Raw genomic sequence first — 17,634 nt, forward strand, 5'->3', positions numbered from 1 at the left:
CCGGTGCGCGCACCGGCCCTCCCTCGACTCACGCGAGCCTCGCGGCTCAGACGCGCTCGAGCTCGTACTCGTACGCGTCCTCGCCGTGCACGACCCGGTCGACGCCGGCCAGCTCGTCCTCGCTCGTGACGCGGAAGCCGATCGTCTTCTCGATCGCGAAGCCGATCACGAACGCCGCCACGAAGGCGTAGATCATGACGCCCACGGATGCGATGAGCTGCACGAGCAGCTGGCCGATGCCTCCGCCGAGGAGCAGCCCGGTGTCGTTCGCGAAGAAGCCCAGGTAGATGGTGCCGAGCATGCCGCCGACGAGGTGGATGCCGACCACGTCGAGCGAGTCGTCGAAGCCCAGCCGCCACTTCAGCTCGACCGCCAGGGCGCACAGCGCACCGGAGAGCGCGCCCAGCAGCAGCGCCCAGCCCGGGGTGAGGTTCGCGCACGCCGGGGTGATGGCGACGAGGCCGGCGACGGCACCCGAGGCCGCGCCCACCGACGTGGGCTTGCCGTCCTTGAGCTTCTCCACCAGTAGCCAGGCGCAGATCGCCGCGGCGGTCGCCCCCACGGTGTTGAGCGTGATGAGCCCAGCGCCCTCGAGCCCGTTCAGCCACTCCGCACCCACGTTGAAGCCGAACCATCCGAACCACAGGATGCTCGCGCCCAGGATCACGAACGGCACGTTGTGGGGCTTGTGGGCGCCCTTGGTGAAGTCGAGCCGCTTGCCCAGCACGATCGTCAGCGCGAGGGCCGCGGCGCCGGCGTTGATGTGCACCGCGGTGCCGCCGGCGTAGTCGATGACCGCCGGCAGGCCCAGCAGCTCGCCGAGCGAGTAGGCCCAGCCGCCGCCCCACACCCACGCCGCGATCGGGAAGTACCCGAGTGTGGCGAAGGCGCCCGCGAAGAGCATCCAGGCGCCGAACTTCGCTCGGTCGGCGATCGCGCCGGAGATGAGCGCGATCGTGATGATGGCGAAGGTCGAGCCGTACGCGACGCCGATGAAATCGGTGTTGGCGCTCTCGCCGGCGGCCATGGCGGCGAGCCCGAGGTCGCTGAAGGGATTTCCTGAGAAGTCGAGCGGCGAGTCGACCGCCGACATGTTGTAGCCGTAGAGGATCCACAGCGTGCCGACGAGACCGATCGCGCCGAACGACATCATCATCATGCTGATCACGCTCTTGGCGCGCACGAGCCCGCCGTAGAAGAACGCGAGTCCTGGCGTCATGAACAGCACGAGCGCTGTCGCCACGATGCCGAAGGCCATGCTGCCTGCATCCATTGGGAGCTCCTTGAGTGGGTGATTGCGACGGGACAGCCCGAGCATCCTCCCGGCGCGTTTCGGTGCCGGTGCTGCCCGCGTTTCGGGTCGGTTACGGATGCGGCTGCCGTGTTTCGTGCAGGTTGCACGGCCGCGCCGGCGGCATGGGGCGGAATGGGAGGATGGCCCCTATGAAGCTGTCGTGGATCCGGAACCCGCAAGTCTCGGCGATGCTCCTGCTGGGTGCCGCGATCATCGGCATCGTCATCGCGAACACCGGCCTCGGCCCCGGGCTCGACGCGATCAAGCACGCGCACCTGCCGTTCACGATCTTCGGCCTCGACCTCTCGTTCGCCCACTGGGTCACCGACGGGCTGCTGGTGGTCTTCTTCTTCGTGGTCGCGATCGAGCTGCGCTACGAGTTCACGCAGGGCGACCTGAACTCGGTCTCGAAGGCGGCTGTGCCGACGATCGCCGCCATCGGCGGCGTGGCGCTGCCCGCGATCATCTACTTCAACGTCGCCGGCGCCGACGGCGCGCAGGGCTGGCCGATCCCGACGGCCACCGACATCGCCTTCGCCCTCGGCGTGCTCGCGCTGTTCGGCCGCCGGCTGCCGACGAACGTGCGGGCGCTGCTGCTGGCGCTCGCGGTGATCGACGACCTGGTCGGCATCTTCTTCATCGCGGTCTTCTTCACCGAGAAGCTCGAGATCCAGTACCTGCTGCTCGCGGCGGTGGGCGTCGCAGCGTTCTGGCTGCTCGGCCGCATCTACCGCGGCAAGCGCGGCAGCTGGCCGCTGCGCATCGCGCTGCTGGCGGTCGCGCTGATCACCTGGTGGCTGGTCGCGATGAGCGGCATCCACGCGACGATCGCGGGCGTGCTGCTGGGCCTGGTCCTGGCGCCCGCTCCCGCCGAGTCGGCTCGCGAGAAGCTCGAGCCGTTCTCCAACGGCATCGTGCTGCCGGTGTTCGCTTTCACCGCCGCCTCGGTCGCCATCCCGCAGGTGCCGCTGGGCGAGCTCAGCCCGGTGTTCTGGGCGATCGTCATCGCGCTGCCGGTCGGCAAGCTCTTCGGCGTCACCATCGCCGGCCTGATCGGTCAGGCAGCGCTGCGGGTGCCGAAGCTCGAGCGCGTCAAGCTCACAGAGCTGATCGGCATCGGCCTGCTCGCGGGCATCGGCTTCACCGTGGCGCTGCTGATGAACGAGCTCGCGCACCGCACCGCCGAGGAGCTCATCGTCGAGGGCACGCTCGGCGTGCTCGCCGGCTCGCTCATCTCCGCGGTGCTCGGCGCGGTCTACGTGGCAGTGCTCAGCCGCCGCTACCCGCCGGTGGACACGACCGAGATCACGACGAGGGATGCCGAGGAGTACGCGCGCCGCACGGACTCCGAGCGCTGACTACCGCTCGTTGGCCAGCGCGACCAGGCGCGAGATGGCACGCAGGTACTTCTTGCGGTACCCGCCGCCGAGCATCTCCTCGCTGAAGACCGACGACAGCGTCGTGCCGCTCGCGCGGATGGCGACCTGCGCGTCGTAGAGGCGGTCGACCAGCGCCACGAAGCGCAGCGCGTCGTTCTGGTCGTGCAGCACGCGCACCTCGCGCAGGCCGAGCGCGTCCACGTCGCGCACGAGCCCCACGTAGCGCGAGGGGTGCACGTGGGCCAGGTGCGCGACGAGCGCGTCGAAGTCGTCCAGCGCCACCATCCCCTCGAATCCGGCCAGTGCCGGCTCCAGCTCGTCGGGCTCGACCGTCGGTGCGCTGCCGCTGATGTCGCGCTGCCGGTAGTCGTCGCCGTCGATGCGCATGATCTGGAACCGGTCGGCGATCGCCTGGATCTCGCGCAGGAAGTCGGAGGCGGCGAAGCGCCCCTCGCCGAGCGCGTTCGGCGGCGTGTTGCTGGTCGCCGCCAGCTTCGTCCCGCTCGCCACCAGCTCGCCCAGCAGTCGGGTCATCACCATCGTGTCGCCCGGGTCGTCCAGCTCGAACTCGTCGATGCAGATGATGCTCGAGCCCTGCAGCTGCCGCACCGTCTCGGCGTAGCCGAGCGCGCCCACGAGCGCCGTGTACTCGATGAAGGTGCCGAAGCGCTTCGGCCCGGGCATCGCCTTCCAGAGCGCGGCGAGCAGGTGCGTCTTGCCCACGCCGAAGCCGCCGTCCAGGTAGATGCCGGGCTTGACCTCCGGCGCCTTCTTCTTGAACAGGCCCCCACGCCTGGGCGAGGTCCACGCCGTCACGAGCTCCTGCATCCGCTCCAGCGCCTCGGTCTGCGACGGATGCGCGGGGTCGGGGCGGTAGGACTCGAACGTCGCGCCGTCGAACTGGGGCGGCGGGACGAGGCTCGCCACGATCTGCTCGGCGCTCACCTCTGGGCTGCGCTCGACGAGCGAGATCGGTGCTGGCATGCGGACTCCTTGGCGGGCGCGGCGGCGCCCCTGGAAGATTCGGTGGGAGGATGGCGTTTGCCTGGTCAGAGCCTACTTGAGGCTGCCTCTCACCCCGCTGCCGCAGCAGAAGGAGCCCCCGTGCCCGAGTCCGAAGCACGCATCAACGCCTACGCCGCACCCGAGCGCGTGGTCACCACCGAGTGGGTCGCCGCGCACCTCGACGACCCGAGCATCGTGATCGTGGAGTCTGACGAGGACGTGCTGCTGTACGAGGTCGGGCACATCCCGGGGGCCGTGAAGATCGACTGGCACGTCGACCTCAACGACCCGGTGCGGCGCGACTACGTCTCCCCCGAGGCCTTCGCCGAGCTGCTCGGCAAGCACGGCATCGGCCGCGACACGACCGTGGTGTTCTACGGCGACAAGGCGAACTGGTGGGCGACGTACGCGCTGTGGGTGTTCGCCCTCTACGGCCACGACAACACCCGCATCATGGACGGCGGCCGCGACCTGTGGATCGCCGAGGGTCGCGAGCTCACCCGCGAGCCCGCCCGGCCCACGGCGGTCGACTACCCGGTGGTCGAGCGCGACGACCGCACGCTGCGCGCCTTCCGTGACGACGTGCTCGCGCACTTCGGCAAGCCGCTCGTGGACGTCCGCAGTCCCGAGGAGTACTCGGGGCTGCGCACCACCGCCCCCGCCTACCCCGAGGAGGGCGCGCTGCGCGCCGGCCACATCCCCACCGCGGCGAGCGTGCCCTGGGGCAAGGCGGTGGGCGAGGACGGCACCTTCCGACCGAGGGAGGAGCTCGAGTCGATCTACCTCGACGGCGCAGGCCTGCGCGATGCCGACGACGTGATCGCGTACTGCCGCATCGGCGAACGCTCCAGCCACACCTGGTTCGTGCTCACGCATCTGCTCGGCCTGCCGAACGTGCGCAACTACGACGGCTCCTGGACGGAGTGGGGCTCGCTGGTCGGCGTGCCGATCACCACCGGTGACGAGCCGGGAGAGGCACCCCGCCGATGACGCTCACCGCCGCCCTGCAGCAGACGGTCGACGACTTCCACGCGATGGAGGAGCGGGACCGCCTGCAGCTGCTGCTGGAGTTCGCCGACGAGCTGCCCCCGCTGCCCGAGCGCTACGCGGAGCACCCCGACCTGCTGGAGCGGGTCGCCGAGTGCCAATCGCCCGTCTTCCTGTTCGTCGAGGTCGACGAGCAGGTGCACGTGCACGCGACCGCCCCGGAGGAGGCGCCGACCACGCGCGGCTTCGCCTCCATCCTGGCGCAGGGGCTCGAGGGCGCGAGCGTCGACGAGGCCCTCGCCGTGCCGAGCGACTACCCGCGCCAGCTGGGGCTCGACCGGGTGGTCTCGCCGCTGCGCCTGCGCGGCATGGTCGGCATGCTCGGCCGCATCCAGCGGCAGATCCGCGAGCGCGCTGGCGCTTAGGGCATCGACCCTTTCGGGTCGATGTCGCGACGCCAGCGCCGAGGGCCGTCTCAGGCCGAGGTCACGAGAACGCCGTGATCCCGCGGTCATCCAGCCAGCCGCGCACCTGGTGCTCGTAGCGCGCCCGATCGAGGTTCCAGAGCTTCGTGTGCCGCGCGGTGGTCCACTCGCGGTACTCGACGAGATCAGGTCGGGCGTCTGCGAGCGCCCGCGACGCATCCGGCGGCACGTAGCCGTCGTCGGCCGAGTGCAGCAGCAGGATGGGCTGCGACAGCGCATCCGCGTGCAGCACGTTGTCGAGCTCGTCGAAGTCGAGACTGCGGCTGCCGCTGAGCACCGACGCCGGCGATCCCAGCAGCCCGACCGCGGTGTCGACGAGCCATGCGGGCATCCGCACGAGCGCCACCTGCAGCTGGAGCGTGGGACGCCACCCGACCACGGGCGAATCGAGCACGAGACCGACGATGCGCCTTCGGTGCCGTGACCGGCGCGCGACCTGCAGCGCGATCTGCCCGCCCATCGACCACCCCTGCAGCACGATGCGCTCAGCGCCGCGGGAGAGCGCGACGTCGATCGCGTCCTCGACGTCGCGCCACTCGTCGAGCCCGAGCCGGTACTTGCCGTGCCGATTGGGCGGCGCCTCGGTGTCGTTGCGATAGGAGACCGCCATGACCGGGATGCCGCGCTCGAGGTAGATCGGTGCGGCACGGATCGTCTCGCGCCGGGTGACGCCACGGCCGTGCACCTGCACGCACCAGGTCGTCGCGTCCTGGTCCCCCATGATCCACGCCGGCGCAGGGCCGAACTCCGTGGGAACGTCGACGCGCTCGACCTCGTCGCTCACCTGGCTCGGCTTGAAGACGGCGTAGCCCGACCAGCGCGCGGAGGCGACACCGTCGAGCAGTGCGCGCGAGCGCGCATCGACCGCGCGGGTCACGCTGTGCGCGTCCTCGCTGACCACTCCGCCCACCACTGCGAGCTGCTCGCCCACCCACAGCGCATAGACGCCGGGCAGGCCGGTGTCGGGCGTGCGGCCCAGCCGGACGCCGTGCTCGTCGACGCCCAGCACGGTGATGTCATCAGGCGGGTTGCGCGGCGGCGTCACGAGCCTCGACGCGAGCAGTGCGGAGGCGCCGGTCACCGCCAGTGCCGCGCCGCCCACCACCACGCCGCCGGCGATCAGCGCCAGCCGTCCACCGCGCCGCTCCGCTGCGGCGGCGCGCCTCACTTCGGTGGTCACAGGGGAATCGTAGTCTTGCCGGGTGGACACGAGCAGTGCAGCACCCGCCCCCGAGCCGGAGGCGTTCCGCGCTGCCGTCGACCAGCTGCGACGGGCTGACCTGCGCAGCGAGCTGTCGGTGCGCGAGATCCCGGCGCCCGGCCGGATCGCGCCGTTCTCGTTCGCGATCGCGGCAGACGTCGGCGTCCCCGTGCACGGCCACGACTCCGACATCGGCACCGGTCGCTTCATCCTGATGCACGATCCCGAGGAGCCGGAGGCATGGGGAGGCGACTTCCGCATCGTCAGCTTCACGCAGGCCTCGCAGGATCCCGAGATCGCCGCCGACCAGTTCCTCGCCGAGGTCACGTGGACCTACCTGCTCGAGGCGCTCGAGCAGCGGCATGCCGAATACCACTCGGAATCCGGCACGGCGACGAAGATCCTCTCCAGCGGCTTCGGCGAGCTGGCCGCGCAGAGCGAGGGCGCGCAGATCGAGCTGCGCGCCTCGTGGACGCCGACCGGCCGCGACTTCGGTGCCCATCTGACGGCATGGACCGACCTGCTCTGCGCGATCGCCGGACTGCCCGTGCAGCCCGGTGCCGCCGGTCTCGATGCACAGCGACGCACCCGTGGCTGAGCCGGAGGCCGGGCCGGAAGCGCCCGAGGTCGTGCTGCCCGAGGCGAAGGCGCAGGGCCCGCTCGCCGTGATCGTCGAGGCCGATGCCCTCGCGGCCGCGGCCGAGCGCCTGCACCACGGCACGGGTCCGGTGGCGGTCGATGCCGAGCGTGCGAACGGGTTCCGGTACTCCGCCCGCGCCTACCTCGTCCAGCTGTACCGACGGGGTGCCGGCACAGTGCTCGTCGACCCCACCGCCTTCGACGACCTGTCCCTGCTGCAGGAGGCGATCGGCGGCGAGGAGTGGATCATCCACGCCGCCAGCCAGGACCTCCCCTGCCTGCGAGAGGTGGGCCTCGAGCCGGCCAGCCTGTTCGACACCGAGCTCGGCGCTCGGCTCGCGGGCTTCGAGCGCGTCGGCCTGGCGGCCGTCACCGAGCGGCTCGTCGGCCTGCACCTGCGCAAGGAGCACGGCGCAGCCGACTGGTCGACCCGGCCCATCCCGCCCGCCTGGCTGGAGTATGCCGCGCTCGACGTGGAGGTGCTGCCGGACGCGCGAGACGCGCTGGCTGCCGAGCTCGCCCTGCAGGGCAAGCAGGAGCTCGCCGAGCAGGAGTTCGCCTACGCGCTGGAGCGTCGGCCGAAGCCCGCACCCGCAGAGCCCTGGCGCCGCCTCTCGGGAATCCATACCATCCGTGATCGTCGCCAGCTCGCCGTCGCCCGCGAGCTGTGGCTGGCCCGCGACGAGCTCGCCAGCGCCACCGACACCGCACCGGGCCGGCTGGTGCCGGACCGCTCGCTGATGGCCGCGGTCACCGCGGACGTCGACTCGAAGGGCCGGCTCGCGGCCCGACGCGACTTCTCGGGCCGTGCCAGCCGCTCCGAGCTCGATCGCTGGTGGGCCGCCATCGAGCGCGGCCGCGCGAGCGAGGATCCGCCGCAGCTGCGGGTGCGATCGGACGAGCCGCCGCCCCCGCGGTTCTGGAAGAACCGGAGGCCAGAGGCCGACGCGCGCCTGAAGGCTGCGCGCGCAGCCGTGCAGGCGGTCGCCGACGAGCTCGCCATGCCGTCGGAGAACTTGCTGATGCCCGACACCCTGCGCCGGGTGGCCTGGGAGCCGACCTCGCCGACGGCGGAGTCGGTCGCCGAGGTGCTGCGCGAGCGCGACGCGCGCCCCTGGCAGATTGCCGCGACCGCACAGAGGATCGCTGCCGCGTTTGTAGAGGCGGACCAAGTCCCCACGGAGCCGCCGGACGCCGACTCGTAGGAAGCGGCAACCGCACGGCGGGCCGCTGCGCGCCCTTTCTACACTGGTGCCGCAACCACCCCAATCAGGAGGCATCGTGGCCAACGACGACGTCGTGTTCGTGGACGGCGTCCGCACCCCATTCGGGCGTGCGGGCGAGAAGGGCATGTACTGGCAGACCCGCGCTGACGACCTCGCGGTCAAGGCGCTCACCGGGCTGCTCGAGCGGAATCCGAATCTGCCGCTCGACCGCATCGACGACGTGGCCATCGCGGCCACCTCGCAGACCGGCGACCAGGGCCTGACGCTCGGCCGCACCGTCGGCATGCTCGCGGGACTGCCGGTGACCGTGCCCGGCTACGCGATCGACCGCATGTGCGCCGGCGCGATGACCGCGGTCGCCGCGGTCGGCGGCGGCGTGGCCTTCGGCGCCTACGACGTCGCGATCGCCGGCGGCGTTGAGCACATGGGCCGGCACCCGATGGGGCAGGACGCCGACCCCAACCCGCGCTTCGTCGCCGAGAAGCTCGTCTCGATGGATGCGCTGAACATGGGCAAGACCGCCGAGCGCATCCACGACCGCTTCCCGCAGCTCACCAAGGAGCGCTCCGACCGCTACGCGCTGCGCTCGCAGCAGAAGTACGCCGCAGCGCTCGCGGCCGGCAACATCCAGCCCGACCTCATCCCGGTCGCGACGCAGTCCGCCGCAGGCTGGGGCCTGGCGACCGCCGATGAGGCTCCGCGCCCCGAGACCACCATGGAGGGGCTCGCGGGCCTGAAGACCCCGTTCCGCGAGCACGGCCGCGTGACGGCCGGCAACGCATCCGGTCTCAATGACGGCGCGACGATGTCGATCATCGCCTCTGCCTCCGCCGCCAAGGAGCTCGGCCTGAGCACCAAGATGCGGATGGTCTCGTTCGCCTTCGCGGGCGTCGAGCCCGACATCATGGGCATCGGCCCGATCCCCTCGACCGAGAAGGCGCTGCGCAAGGCCGGCCTGTCGATCGACGACATCGGCCTGTTCGAGCTCAACGAGGCCTTCGCGGTGCAGATCCTCTCGTTCACCGACCACTTCGGGATCGACGACGATGACGCGCGCATCAACCCCTGGGGCGGCGCGATCGCGATCGGCCACCCGCTCGCCTCCTCCGGTGTGCGCCTGATGGTGCAGCTCGCCCGCCAGTTCGAGCAGCGCCCGGACGTGCGCTACGGCGTCACCGCGATGTGCGTCGGGCTCGGCCAGGGCGGCACCGTCGTCTGGGAGAACCCCCACCACAAGCGCTACGGAAAGGGCAACTGATGGCCATCCGCGACGAGTTCCCGCTGCTCGCAGCAGTCGAGTTCGACGAGGTCGTGACGCACAGCCACGTGCGCGACATCTCGCTGCCGTCGGGCAGGACGGTCGCCCTCGTGACGCTCGACAACGGGCGCGACCACACCCGCCCGTCGACGCTCGGTCCGGCGACGCTGTTCGAGTACGGCGACGTGATCGAGGCGCAGCGCGCTCGCGCGGCGAAGGGCGAGATCGACGCGATCGCCGTCACGGGCAAGCCCTACTTCCTGGCTGCCGGAGCCGATCTGTCCAACGTCGGCGATCTGCCCGACCGCGCGACGGCCGCTGAGCTGCCGAAGCTCGGCCACCGCGTGCTTGGCCTGCTGCACGGGGCACCCGTCCCGACGTTCGTCTTCATCAACGGGCTCGCCCTCGGCGGCGGGCTCGAGATCGCGCTGCACGCCGACTACCGCACGATCAACGCAGCAGCGCCCGCGGTGGCGCTGCCGGAGACCTTCCTCGGACTGGTGCCGGGCTGGGGCGGCGCGACCATCCTGCCGAACCTGATCGGCATCGAGCGCGCGCTCAAGGTCGTCATCGAGAACCCGCTGAAGCAGAACCGCGTGCTGAAGCCCTCGGAGGCGCTCGAGCTGGGCATCGCCGATGTCATGTTCGGCCCCGCGAACTACCTCGAGTCATCGCTCGCCTGGGCCGACGCGGTGCTGGGCGGCACGAAGGTCGACCGCCCGCACACGCCCGGCACGCTCGAGCGCACCGTCAAATGGCCGATCGCGCTGAAGATCGCCCGCGACACGCTGGAGAAGAAGCTCGGCACCGTGCCGCTCGCGCCCTACCGCGCGCTCGACATCATGGAGCTGGCGAAGAAGAACGACCGCAAGGCCGGCTTCGCCGCCGAGGACGCCGCGCTGGCGGAGCTCATCCCCGGCGACCAGTTCGCCGCTTCGATCTACGCCTTCGACCTGGTGCAGAAGCGCGCCAAGCGCCCCGCCGGCGCCCCGGACGAGGCGCTCGCGAAGCCGGTCTCGAAGGTCGGCATCATCGGCGCTGGACTGATGGCCAGCCAGTTCGCGCTGCTGTTCGTGCGCCGCCTGCAGGTGCCCGTCGTGATCACCGACCTCGACCAGGGCCGCGTCGACAAGGCCGTCGCGGGCATCCACGGCGAGATCGACAAGCTCGCGGACAAGGGCCGCGTCTCGACCGACGAGCAGCAGCGCCTCAAGGCGCTCATCTCCGGCACGGTCGACAAGGCCGACTTCGCCGACTGCGACTGGGTGATCGAGGCCGTCTTCGAAGAGCTGGGCGTCAAGCAGCAGGTCTTCCGCGAGATCGAGCCGCACCTGAGCCCCGAGGCGGTGCTCGCGACCAACACCTCCGGTCTCTCCATCGAGGCGATGGGCTCAGCGCTCCAGCACCCCGAGCGACTGGTGGGCTTCCACTTCTTCAACCCGGTCGCGGTCATGCCGCTCATCGAGGTCGTCAAGACCCCGACGACCGACGACGCGACCCTCGCGACCGCGATGCGCGTCGCGAAGGACCTGAAGAAGAACGCCGTCATCACCCGCGACACCCCGGGGTTCGTGGTCAACCGCATCCTCGCCAAGCTGCTCGGCGAGGCGATGCACGCGGTCGAGCAGGGCACCCCCTTCGAGGATGTCGTCGAGGCGCAGCGCGCGTTCGGCTTCCCGATGGACCCGTTCGTGCTGCTCGACCTGGTCGGGCTCAAGGTCGGCGCGCACGTGCTCGACACCCACCACGCGGCCGCTCCCGACCGCTTCTTCGAGTCGAAGGCGCTGCACGAGCTCGCCGAGGCCGGCATCCTGCTCGAGAAGGACGCGAAGGGCGAGCCGAAGGGCATCGACAAGCGTGCTCGCAAGATCGTCGCGAAGCACACGCCGACCGACGCGAAGCCGCTGACGGTGGACGAGTTGCGCCTGCGCATCGAGGACGGCCTGGCCGACGAGATCAAGCGCATGCTCGACGCTGACGTGGTCGAGGCGGCCGAGGACATCGACCTGTGCATGATCCTGGGTGCGGGCTGGCCTTTCCAGATGGGCGGCATCACGCCGTACCTCGACCGGGTCGGGGCCTCGGAGCGGGTCTTCGGCGGTACCTTCCACGAGCCGCGCATCGAGGGCCCGAAGGCCTGAGATCCGGCAGACTGGCACGGTGCACCGTGCTCTCGTCGACGCCCTCGCCCGTGATCTCGCAGCTGCGAGCTTCACGAGCGGGGGCGTCCTCGCGCTGGTGGGCGCGGATGCCGACGCCGCGCTGACACGCATGGTGGCTCAGCCCGCGCGGCGGGCGGCGCTGCGGCAGCCGGGACCGCTGGCGACGCTGCTGCGCGCCTTCTGGCTCGGCGACGCCGTCACCGTGCAGGAGATGGCGGATGCGCTGCCGGCCCTGGGCGTCGACGGCGCAGTCGCGCTCGGCATCGCCGAGCATCGCGGCGAGAGCGTCATGCCCCTGGTGGCGATCCGCCCCTACGCCTACCGCGACGCGCTGGGCGCGGGCGAGTGGTGGATCGCGAGCGACCTCGACGAGCTCGCGGGCGTGTGGCCGCTGCGGCCCGATCATGTGCTCGGCGTCGGCGGTGCCGCCAGGACGCTCGCGGCGCTGCTGCCGCCGGTGGCGGCCGCATCGGCGCTCGATCTGGGCACCGGCTGCGGCGTCATCGCCCTCCACCTGCGCCGGGTCGCGCAGCGCGTCGTCGCGACCGACATCTCCGAGCGGGCGCTGCGGTTCACCGAGCTCACGGCGCTGCTGAACGGCGTCGACGGCATCGAGACGCGGCTCGGCTCGCTGTTCGAGCCGGTCGCCGGTGAGCGGTTCGAGCTGATCGCGTCGAACCCGCCGTTCGTCATCACCCCGCGCGCGGAGGGCGTGCCGGCCTACGAGTACCGTGACGGAGGCGCCGCGGGCGATGCGCTCATGGCCGCGGTCGTCGCCGGTCTGCACGGGCACCTCGCTCCGGACGGTCACGCACGACTGCTCGGCAACTGGGAGACGCTCGCGGGGGCTGCTGGGCTCGAGCGCATGCGCGGCTGGTGCGATGGTCTCGATGCGTGGGCGATCGAGCGCGACTCTCTCGATCCCGTGCGCTACGCAGAGCTCTGGCTGCGCGACGGCGGCACGATCCCCCGCGACACCGAGCACGACGGCCTCATGGACGCCTGGCTCGACGACTTCGACGCCCGTGGCGTGACCGCGGTGGGCATGGGCTGGCTGGCCCTGCATCGACCGGGTGCGGGGGGCGGCGTCAGCCTGTCGCGGTTCGAGCGCCTCGGGCAGGCGGTGCAGCTCGAGCACGCGGGAGCGCACCTGGCCGGGGCCTTCGGCGACGCCGCCTGGCTCGCGACGCTCGACGACGAGGCGCTGAAGCGCGAGCATCTCCTGACGGCCGAGGATGTGACGGAGGCGCGGCACCAGCTCCCGGGGGCGGCTGGCCCGAACGTGATCGAGCTGCGGCAGGGCGGTGCGCTCGCGCGCACGCTCTCGGTCGACACCGCGCTGGCGGCGCTCGTCGGGGCGTGCGACGGCGAGCTCTCGATCGGGCAGCTGATCGGGGCGATCGCCTCCCTGCTGGAGGTCGACGAGCGGATCCTCGCCGCCGATCTCCTGCCCCGCGTGCGCGAGCTGGTGCTGACCGGCTTCCTGCGCGCGGTCAGCGACTGAGCCGGTCCGCCACTGCCGCGGGCAGCTGCTCGGCGAGGTCGAGCGCGGTGATCGGGCGCCCATCGGCGGCCGCCATGCCGGCCGCCTCGCCGTGCAGCTCGACGGCCTCGGTCGCCATCGACGCGAGCGAGTCGCCGGCGGCGGCGAACGCCGCGCTGCCGGCCACCAGCGCACCGAGCACGCCGGCGAGCACATCGCCGGTGCCCGCCGTCGCAAGCCGGTGCGTGCGTGCCTCGAGCGAGACAGCCGCGCCACCCGGTGCCACGACGTGCGTGGGCGCACCCTTCGCCACCACGACCGCGTCGAGCTCGGCCGCGATCCGCGCGGCGCCAGCGGCGCGATCGAACGGGCGCTGGCGCAGCCCGAGCAGCCGCATGAGCTCGCCCTCGTGCGGCGTGATCACCGTCGGGCCCGCGTGGCCCCGCACGAGATCGAGCGCACCGGCGTCCACGATGCACGGCGCGCCGCTGCCGAGCGCCTCGAGCAGCAGCGCCCGCAGCGCGGGATCGCGCTCGCGCGCATCCTGCCCAGAGCCCAGCAGCCAGGCGTCGACGCTCCCCGAGGTCTCGTCCATCGCGTGGCACACGGTCTCGGGGCGTCGCGCGAGCACGAGGTCCTGCACGCGCCGCGGCGCCCACAGCCGCACGTAGCCGATGCCGGTGCGCCACGCCGCCTCGACACCCAGCACCGCCGCGCCCGGGTAGCGCTCCGAGCCGGTGACGACGCCGAGCACGCCCATCGAGCGCTTGTCGTCGTCGGCGCCCGGCACCCTCAGCCACGTCATGCCGCCAATGTACGCGGCCGCATGGCGTCGACGCCCTCCGAGTGCGCGAGCAGCACGCCGCGCAGCGGCACAGGGATGCCGCGCACGGCCCGCACGATGGCGTCGTGCCACGCCCAGTCGTCGGGGCTCGGCGTCGGCCCGGCGGGCCGCTCGATCACGAACACGACCTCCTGATCCCCGTCGAGCAGATGGCCGAGGATGCCGCGCAACGCCAGCACGGCGTAGGCGTCGGGTGAGGTCGGGATGCTGTCGACCTGCTGCAGATCGCGGTGCATCGTGCCGTCCGGTTCGATCAGGAAGATCCAGAGCCGCGCCACGATGCCGTGCTGCACGAGCGCCGCCACCGCCTGCAGCGTGGCATCGCCCAGCGTGTCGTCGCCCAACGTGTCATCGCCCAGCCTGTCATCACCCAGTGTGTTGTCGTCCATGCCGCGGAGCCAACCGCATCCGTCGCCCTGCCCGGGCGACGCCAGGCGCTCGCTGTGGAGAGCCGCTCGACGATCAGGCGCCCAGCACCGCCGACAGGAAGGACTTCGTGCGCTCTTGTGTCGGGGCGGTGAAGATCGTCTCAGGGTCGCCCTGCTCGATGACGCGGCCGCCGTCGAACATCATCACGCGGTTCGAGACGTCGCGCGCGAAGTGCATCTCGTGGGTGACGATCAGCATCGTGATGTCGGTCGTGCGCGCGACATCGCGAAGGATCTCGAGCACCTCGCCGACGATCTCCGGATCGAGCGCGCTCGTCACCTCGTCGAGCAGCAGGATCTCGGGATCCATCGCCAGTGCCCGAGCGATCGCGACGCGCTGCTGCTGGCCGCCGGAGAGCGAGCTCGGGTGCGCGTCCTCCTTGCCGACCAGGCCGACCCGCGCGAGCAGCTCGCGGCCCCGTTCCACCGCATCCGCCTTCGACAGTCCGAGCACATGGACGGGCGCCTCGATCAGGTTCTCCATCACCGTCATGTTGGGGAAGAGGTTGAACTGCTGGAAGACCATGCCGATGCGCTTGCGCATCTCGTTGCGGTGCCGCTCCTTGAGCGCGACCCGCTTGCCGCCCTCGCGGGTGTGCGTGAGCGGCTCGCCGTCGATGAAGATGTAGCCCTCGTTCGCCTCCTCGAGGGTCATCACGAGCCGGAGGATCGTCGTCTTGCCCGACCCGCTGGGCCCGATGAGGGTGACACGATCGCCGCGGGCGACCTCGAAGTCGAGGCCCTGCAGCACGACGTTGTCGCCGAAGCGCTTCTCGACGCCCTCGAAGCGGATGGCGGGCGTGGACGGGTCGAGGTCATGTGGTGAAGGCAATGCGTTCCTCCAGTTTGCGGATGGCGAGCGAAGTGGGGTAGCTGGCGATCAGGAACAGCACGCCGGCCAGCACGATCACCTCGACGTATCGGAAGTGGTCGCCGCCGTACTCCAAGGCGTTGCTGACCATGTCGGCGACGGTGATGGCGATGAGGAACGGGGTGTCCTTGAACATCGAGATGACGTAGTTGCCCAGCGCCGGCAGCGTCGCCCGGATCGCCTGCGGCATGATCACCGCGCGCCAGGTCCTGCTGCGCGACATGCTCAGCGCCGTCGTCGCCTCCCACTGTCCCTTGGGCACCGAGTCGATGCCGGCGCGGTACACCTCGGCCATGTAGGTGGCGTAGTGCACGCCGAACACGAGGATGCCGACCGTGAGCGCATCGAGCGCGAGGAAGGCGAAGTAGGCGAACACGAGCTGCACGACGATCGGCGTCATGCGGATGAAGTTGACGACGAACGTCAGCAGCGCCGCGATGGGTGCGGGAGCCGTCCGCCTGGCGATCGCGATGAGCAGACCGAGCACCGCGGCGATCGCGCTGCTGACGACCGTGACCAGCAGCGTGACCTGCACGAAGCCCTCGAGCAGGAACGGCAGCGAATCCCAGACATGGTCCCAGTTCCAGCTCATGCGACACTCCCCCGCGCGTCGGGCGTGCGGAAGCTCAGCGCCTCCCGCAGCGACTCGCCCTGGCCGAGGCGATGCTTGGCGCGCACCTCCAGCGCGTTCATGCCGAGGGTGAGGATGTAGGCGAGCACGAAGTACAGCACGAGCCCGAAGCCGTAGGCGAAGAACAGGTCGGTGGCGATGCGCAGCTTGTCGAGCGCGACCGTGAGATCGAACAGTGTGATGAAGCCGACGATCGCGGTGCCCTTCAGCAGCTGGATGAGCAGGTTGTTCAGCGACGGGATCATCAGCGCCCACGCCTGCGGGATGATGATGCGCCGCATGCGGTGCACCGGGCTCAGGCTGAGCGCCGTCGACGCCTCCCACTGGCCGGCCGGCACGGCCGCGATCGAGCCGCGGACCACTTCGGCACCGTAGGCGCCGTAGTTCAGGCCGAATGCGAGCACGCCGGCAGTGATCGGCGACATCTCCCAACCGAGCTGCGGCAGCACGAAGAAGAACAGGTAGAGCTGCACGACGAGCGACGTGCCGCGGAAGAACTCGATCACGACCCGGGCGAAGCCGCGCACGACCAGCGTGCGCGACCTCGCCATCAGCCCGAAGACCACCGCGACCACGAAGGCCAGTGCGGAGCCGAGCACCGTCAGGGTGACCGTGATCCCCATGCCCTCCAGGACCTGCGGGATCGCCGCCCAGAGGGCGGAGAGATCATCGTTCACCGCGGGGCGCTCAGGAGAGCTCGCCCGCGCAGAGCTGCTCGGTCGTCAGGTCGGCGGGCGGCAGGTTCTCCTCGGTGAAGCCGTACTCGCCGACGAGGCTCATGTAGCTGTCGACCTCGCCCGTGATGTTCGCGAGCTCGGCGTTGTAGGCCTCGAGCAGCTCGGTGTCCCCCTGGCGGAAGACGGTCGAGCCGGCGCCGATCTGCTCCACACCGTCGATGACCGCCACGAACGCGTCCGTGACCTCGACTGGCGCATCGCTGTTGTCGGCCATCCAGTTCAGGGAGATGGCCGTCATGGCGAACGCGTCTGCGCGACCGTTGGTCACCAGGTCCATGCCGCTCTGCGCGTTGTCGACCGGCACCGTGTTCTCGATGCCGAGGTCGTCCGCGTAGCCGGACTCGATGCCGCCGTTGAGCACCGCGAGCTGGACGTCCTCGTCGGAGTCGAGCACCGACTGCAGGTCGCTCAGACCCTGCGGGTTGCCCTCCGGCACCATCAGCGCCGTCGTGTACATGATCTCGGGATCGCTGAAGGACGCCTCGGCGCAGCGCTCGGGCAGGATCGACATGCCGGCGCTGACCGCGTCGAAGCGGCCCGCGTTGAGGCCCGGGATGAGCGAGTTCCAGTCGACCTCGACGACCTCGATGTCGTCGATGCCGAGGTTGCCGAAGATCTCCTCGTGCATGGCGATCGTCGCCCCCATCGGCTCGCCGCCCTCGACCCACGAGTAGGGCCGCTCATCGGCGACGGCGAGCGTGATCGTGCCGGACTCCTGCGCCGCCGCGAGCGTGCTGGCCGAGCCGTCGGCGCCCTCGCTGGGCGCGGCGCTCTCGCCGTCCGCCTCGCCGCCGGCGGCGCATCCCGTCAGTCCGAGTGCCACCACCCCGATCGCAGCCAGTCCGCTTCGTCCGATTCCTCGTCGTGTGCTCATGGTGGTCTCCTTCGCTGTCGGCAGGTGCGAGCGCGCCGTCGGGCGAGCGCCACCATCCACACTATGCACGGGTGTCGGCACGCAGAAGCGCAGAGCCGCAGATTGTCGACAGCGATACAGAAACGTTACG

17 protein-coding genes are annotated in these 17,634 nt (G+C 70.9%); 8 read left to right on the forward strand and 9 right to left on the reverse strand.

Annotated features, from left to right (window positions below):
• Positions 1 to 46: 46 nt before the first annotated feature.
• Positions 47 to 1,273, reverse strand: a complete 1,227-nt coding sequence (locus BM288_RS13635; RefSeq protein WP_092919654.1) for an ammonium transporter — start codon at positions 1,271 to 1,273, stop codon at positions 47 to 49.
• Between the two features lie 170 nt (positions 1,274 to 1,443).
• Here BM288_RS13635 and BM288_RS13640 point away from each other — a divergent pair, with 170 nt between their 5' ends.
• Entirely contained in the window at positions 1,444 to 2,652 is a 1,209-nt protein-coding gene (locus BM288_RS13640; RefSeq protein WP_318255591.1) for a Na+/H+ antiporter NhaA, read from the forward strand.
• On the opposite strand, the gene zapE is transcribed toward BM288_RS13640, so the two are convergent.
• Positions 2,653 to 3,657, reverse strand: a complete 1,005-nt coding sequence (zapE, locus tag BM288_RS13645; RefSeq protein WP_092919656.1) for a cell division protein ZapE — start codon at positions 3,655 to 3,657, stop codon at positions 2,653 to 2,655. It abuts the gene before it with no gap.
• Positions 3,658 to 3,777: 120 nt separating this feature from the next.
• Here zapE and BM288_RS13650 point away from each other — a divergent pair, with 120 nt between their 5' ends.
• Together BM288_RS13650 and BM288_RS13655 are read left to right on the forward strand one after the other, a co-directional pair.
• Positions 3,778 to 4,668, forward strand: coding sequence for a sulfurtransferase (locus tag BM288_RS13650; protein ID WP_092919658.1), 891 nt, complete (start codon positions 3,778 to 3,780; stop codon positions 4,666 to 4,668).
• Positions 4,665 to 5,090 carry a SufE family protein gene (locus BM288_RS13655; protein WP_092919660.1) on the forward strand — a complete coding sequence of 142 codons (426 nt, stop codon included), beginning with the start codon at positions 4,665 to 4,667 and terminating at the stop codon, positions 5,088 to 5,090. The genes BM288_RS13650 and BM288_RS13655 overlap by 4 nt, the downstream gene beginning before the upstream one ends.
• Positions 5,091 to 5,151: 61 nt before the next feature.
• Here BM288_RS13655 and BM288_RS13660 read toward each other — a convergent pair whose 3' ends face one another.
• On the reverse strand, positions 5,152 to 6,330 hold the full coding sequence (locus BM288_RS13660; RefSeq protein ID WP_092919663.1) for an alpha/beta hydrolase family protein: 1,179 nt from the start codon (positions 6,328 to 6,330) through the stop codon (positions 5,152 to 5,154).
• Between the two features lie 22 nt (positions 6,331 to 6,352).
• Between BM288_RS13660 and BM288_RS13665 the strand changes: the two genes are divergently transcribed.
• The 5 genes from BM288_RS13665 to BM288_RS13685 all read left to right on the forward strand — a co-directional run bounded on the left by BM288_RS13665 (position 6,353) and on the right by BM288_RS13685 (position 13,140).
• Entirely contained in the window at positions 6,353 to 6,949 is a 597-nt protein-coding gene (locus tag BM288_RS13665) for a DUF3000 domain-containing protein (RefSeq protein ID WP_092919665.1), read from the forward strand.
• Positions 6,942 to 8,195 carry a ribonuclease D gene (locus BM288_RS13670; protein ID WP_404799726.1) on the forward strand — a complete coding sequence of 418 codons (1,254 nt, stop codon included), beginning with the start codon at positions 6,942 to 6,944 and terminating at the stop codon, positions 8,193 to 8,195. The genes BM288_RS13665 and BM288_RS13670 overlap by 8 nt, the downstream gene beginning before the upstream one ends.
• 73 nt (positions 8,196 to 8,268) lie before the next feature.
• Positions 8,269 to 9,474, forward strand: coding sequence for a thiolase family protein (locus BM288_RS13675; protein ID WP_318255604.1), 1,206 nt, complete (start codon positions 8,269 to 8,271; stop codon positions 9,472 to 9,474).
• Positions 9,474 to 11,615 (forward strand): 3-hydroxyacyl-CoA dehydrogenase NAD-binding domain-containing protein, encoded by a 2,142-nt coding sequence (locus BM288_RS13680; protein ID WP_092919667.1) that lies wholly within the window; start codon positions 9,474 to 9,476, stop codon positions 11,613 to 11,615. The genes BM288_RS13675 and BM288_RS13680 overlap by 1 nt, the downstream gene beginning before the upstream one ends.
• Before the next feature lie 19 nt (positions 11,616 to 11,634).
• Entirely contained in the window at positions 11,635 to 13,140 is a 1,506-nt protein-coding gene (locus BM288_RS13685; protein ID WP_318255592.1) for a DUF7059 domain-containing protein, read from the forward strand.
• Here the strand turns inward: BM288_RS13685 and BM288_RS13690 are convergent.
• From BM288_RS13690 to BM288_RS13715, 6 genes are all read right to left on the reverse strand, one after another.
• A complete protein-coding gene (locus BM288_RS13690) occupies positions 13,130 to 13,924 on the reverse strand; it encodes an ADP-dependent NAD(P)H-hydrate dehydratase (RefSeq protein ID WP_092919669.1) in 795 nt (264 codons plus the stop codon). The two genes, BM288_RS13685 and BM288_RS13690, sit on opposite strands and share 11 nt — an antisense overlap.
• Entirely contained in the window at positions 13,921 to 14,352 is a 432-nt protein-coding gene (locus tag BM288_RS13695) for a hypothetical protein (protein WP_092919671.1), read from the reverse strand. The genes BM288_RS13690 and BM288_RS13695 overlap by 4 nt, the downstream gene beginning before the upstream one ends.
• A 73-nt stretch (positions 14,353 to 14,425) precedes the next feature.
• Positions 14,426 to 15,223, reverse strand: a complete 798-nt coding sequence (gene ehuA, locus BM288_RS13700; protein ID WP_092919673.1) for an ectoine/hydroxyectoine ABC transporter ATP-binding protein EhuA — start codon at positions 15,221 to 15,223, stop codon at positions 14,426 to 14,428.
• The gene (gene ehuD, locus BM288_RS13705) at positions 15,207 to 15,854 is read right to left on the reverse strand and encodes an ectoine/hydroxyectoine ABC transporter permease subunit EhuD (RefSeq protein WP_092919675.1); all 648 of its coding nucleotides are present in this window, start codon (positions 15,852 to 15,854) and stop codon (positions 15,207 to 15,209) included. Before ehuD ends, ehuA begins: the two co-directional genes overlap by 17 nt.
• A complete protein-coding gene (gene ehuC, locus BM288_RS13710) occupies positions 15,851 to 16,570 on the reverse strand; it encodes an ectoine/hydroxyectoine ABC transporter permease subunit EhuC (protein ID WP_092919677.1) in 720 nt (239 codons plus the stop codon). The genes ehuD and ehuC overlap by 4 nt, the downstream gene beginning before the upstream one ends.
• Positions 16,571 to 16,580: 10 nt before the next feature.
• Positions 16,581 to 17,504, reverse strand: coding sequence for a transporter substrate-binding domain-containing protein (locus tag BM288_RS13715; protein ID WP_092919678.1), 924 nt, complete (start codon positions 17,502 to 17,504; stop codon positions 16,581 to 16,583).
• Positions 17,505 to 17,634: the final 130 nt, after the last annotated feature.

The organism is Agrococcus baldri, from assembly GCA_900114805.1.
In the GTDB taxonomy this organism is placed as follows: domain Bacteria; phylum Actinomycetota; class Actinomycetes; order Actinomycetales; family Microbacteriaceae; genus Agrococcus; species Agrococcus baldri.

Bases quoted from the DNA above. Each gene is read 5' to 3' on its own strand.
- BM288_RS13635 (WP_092919654.1), bottom strand. From the start codon at position 1,273: ATGGATGCAGGCAGCATGGCCTTCGGCATCGTGGCGACAGCGCTCGTG.
- BM288_RS13640 (WP_318255591.1), top strand. From the start codon at position 1,444: ATGAAGCTGTCGTGGATCCGGAACCCGCAAGTCTCGGCGATGCTCCTG.
- zapE (WP_092919656.1), bottom strand. From the start codon at position 3,657: ATGCCAGCACCGATCTCGCTCGTCGAGCGCAGCCCAGAGGTGAGCGCC.
- BM288_RS13655 (WP_092919660.1), top strand. From the start codon at position 4,665: ATGACGCTCACCGCCGCCCTGCAGCAGACGGTCGACGACTTCCACGCG.
- BM288_RS13680 (WP_092919667.1), top strand. From the start codon at position 9,474: ATGGCCATCCGCGACGAGTTCCCGCTGCTCGCAGCAGTCGAGTTCGAC.
- BM288_RS13690 (WP_092919669.1), bottom strand. From the start codon at position 13,924: ATGACGTGGCTGAGGGTGCCGGGCGCCGACGACGACAAGCGCTCGATG.
- BM288_RS13695 (WP_092919671.1), bottom strand. From the start codon at position 14,352: ATGGACGACAACACACTGGGTGATGACAGGCTGGGCGATGACACGTTG.
- ehuD (WP_092919675.1), bottom strand. From the start codon at position 15,854: ATGAGCTGGAACTGGGACCATGTCTGGGATTCGCTGCCGTTCCTGCTC.
- BM288_RS13715 (WP_092919678.1), bottom strand. From the start codon at position 17,504: ATGAGCACACGACGAGGAATCGGACGAAGCGGACTGGCTGCGATCGGG.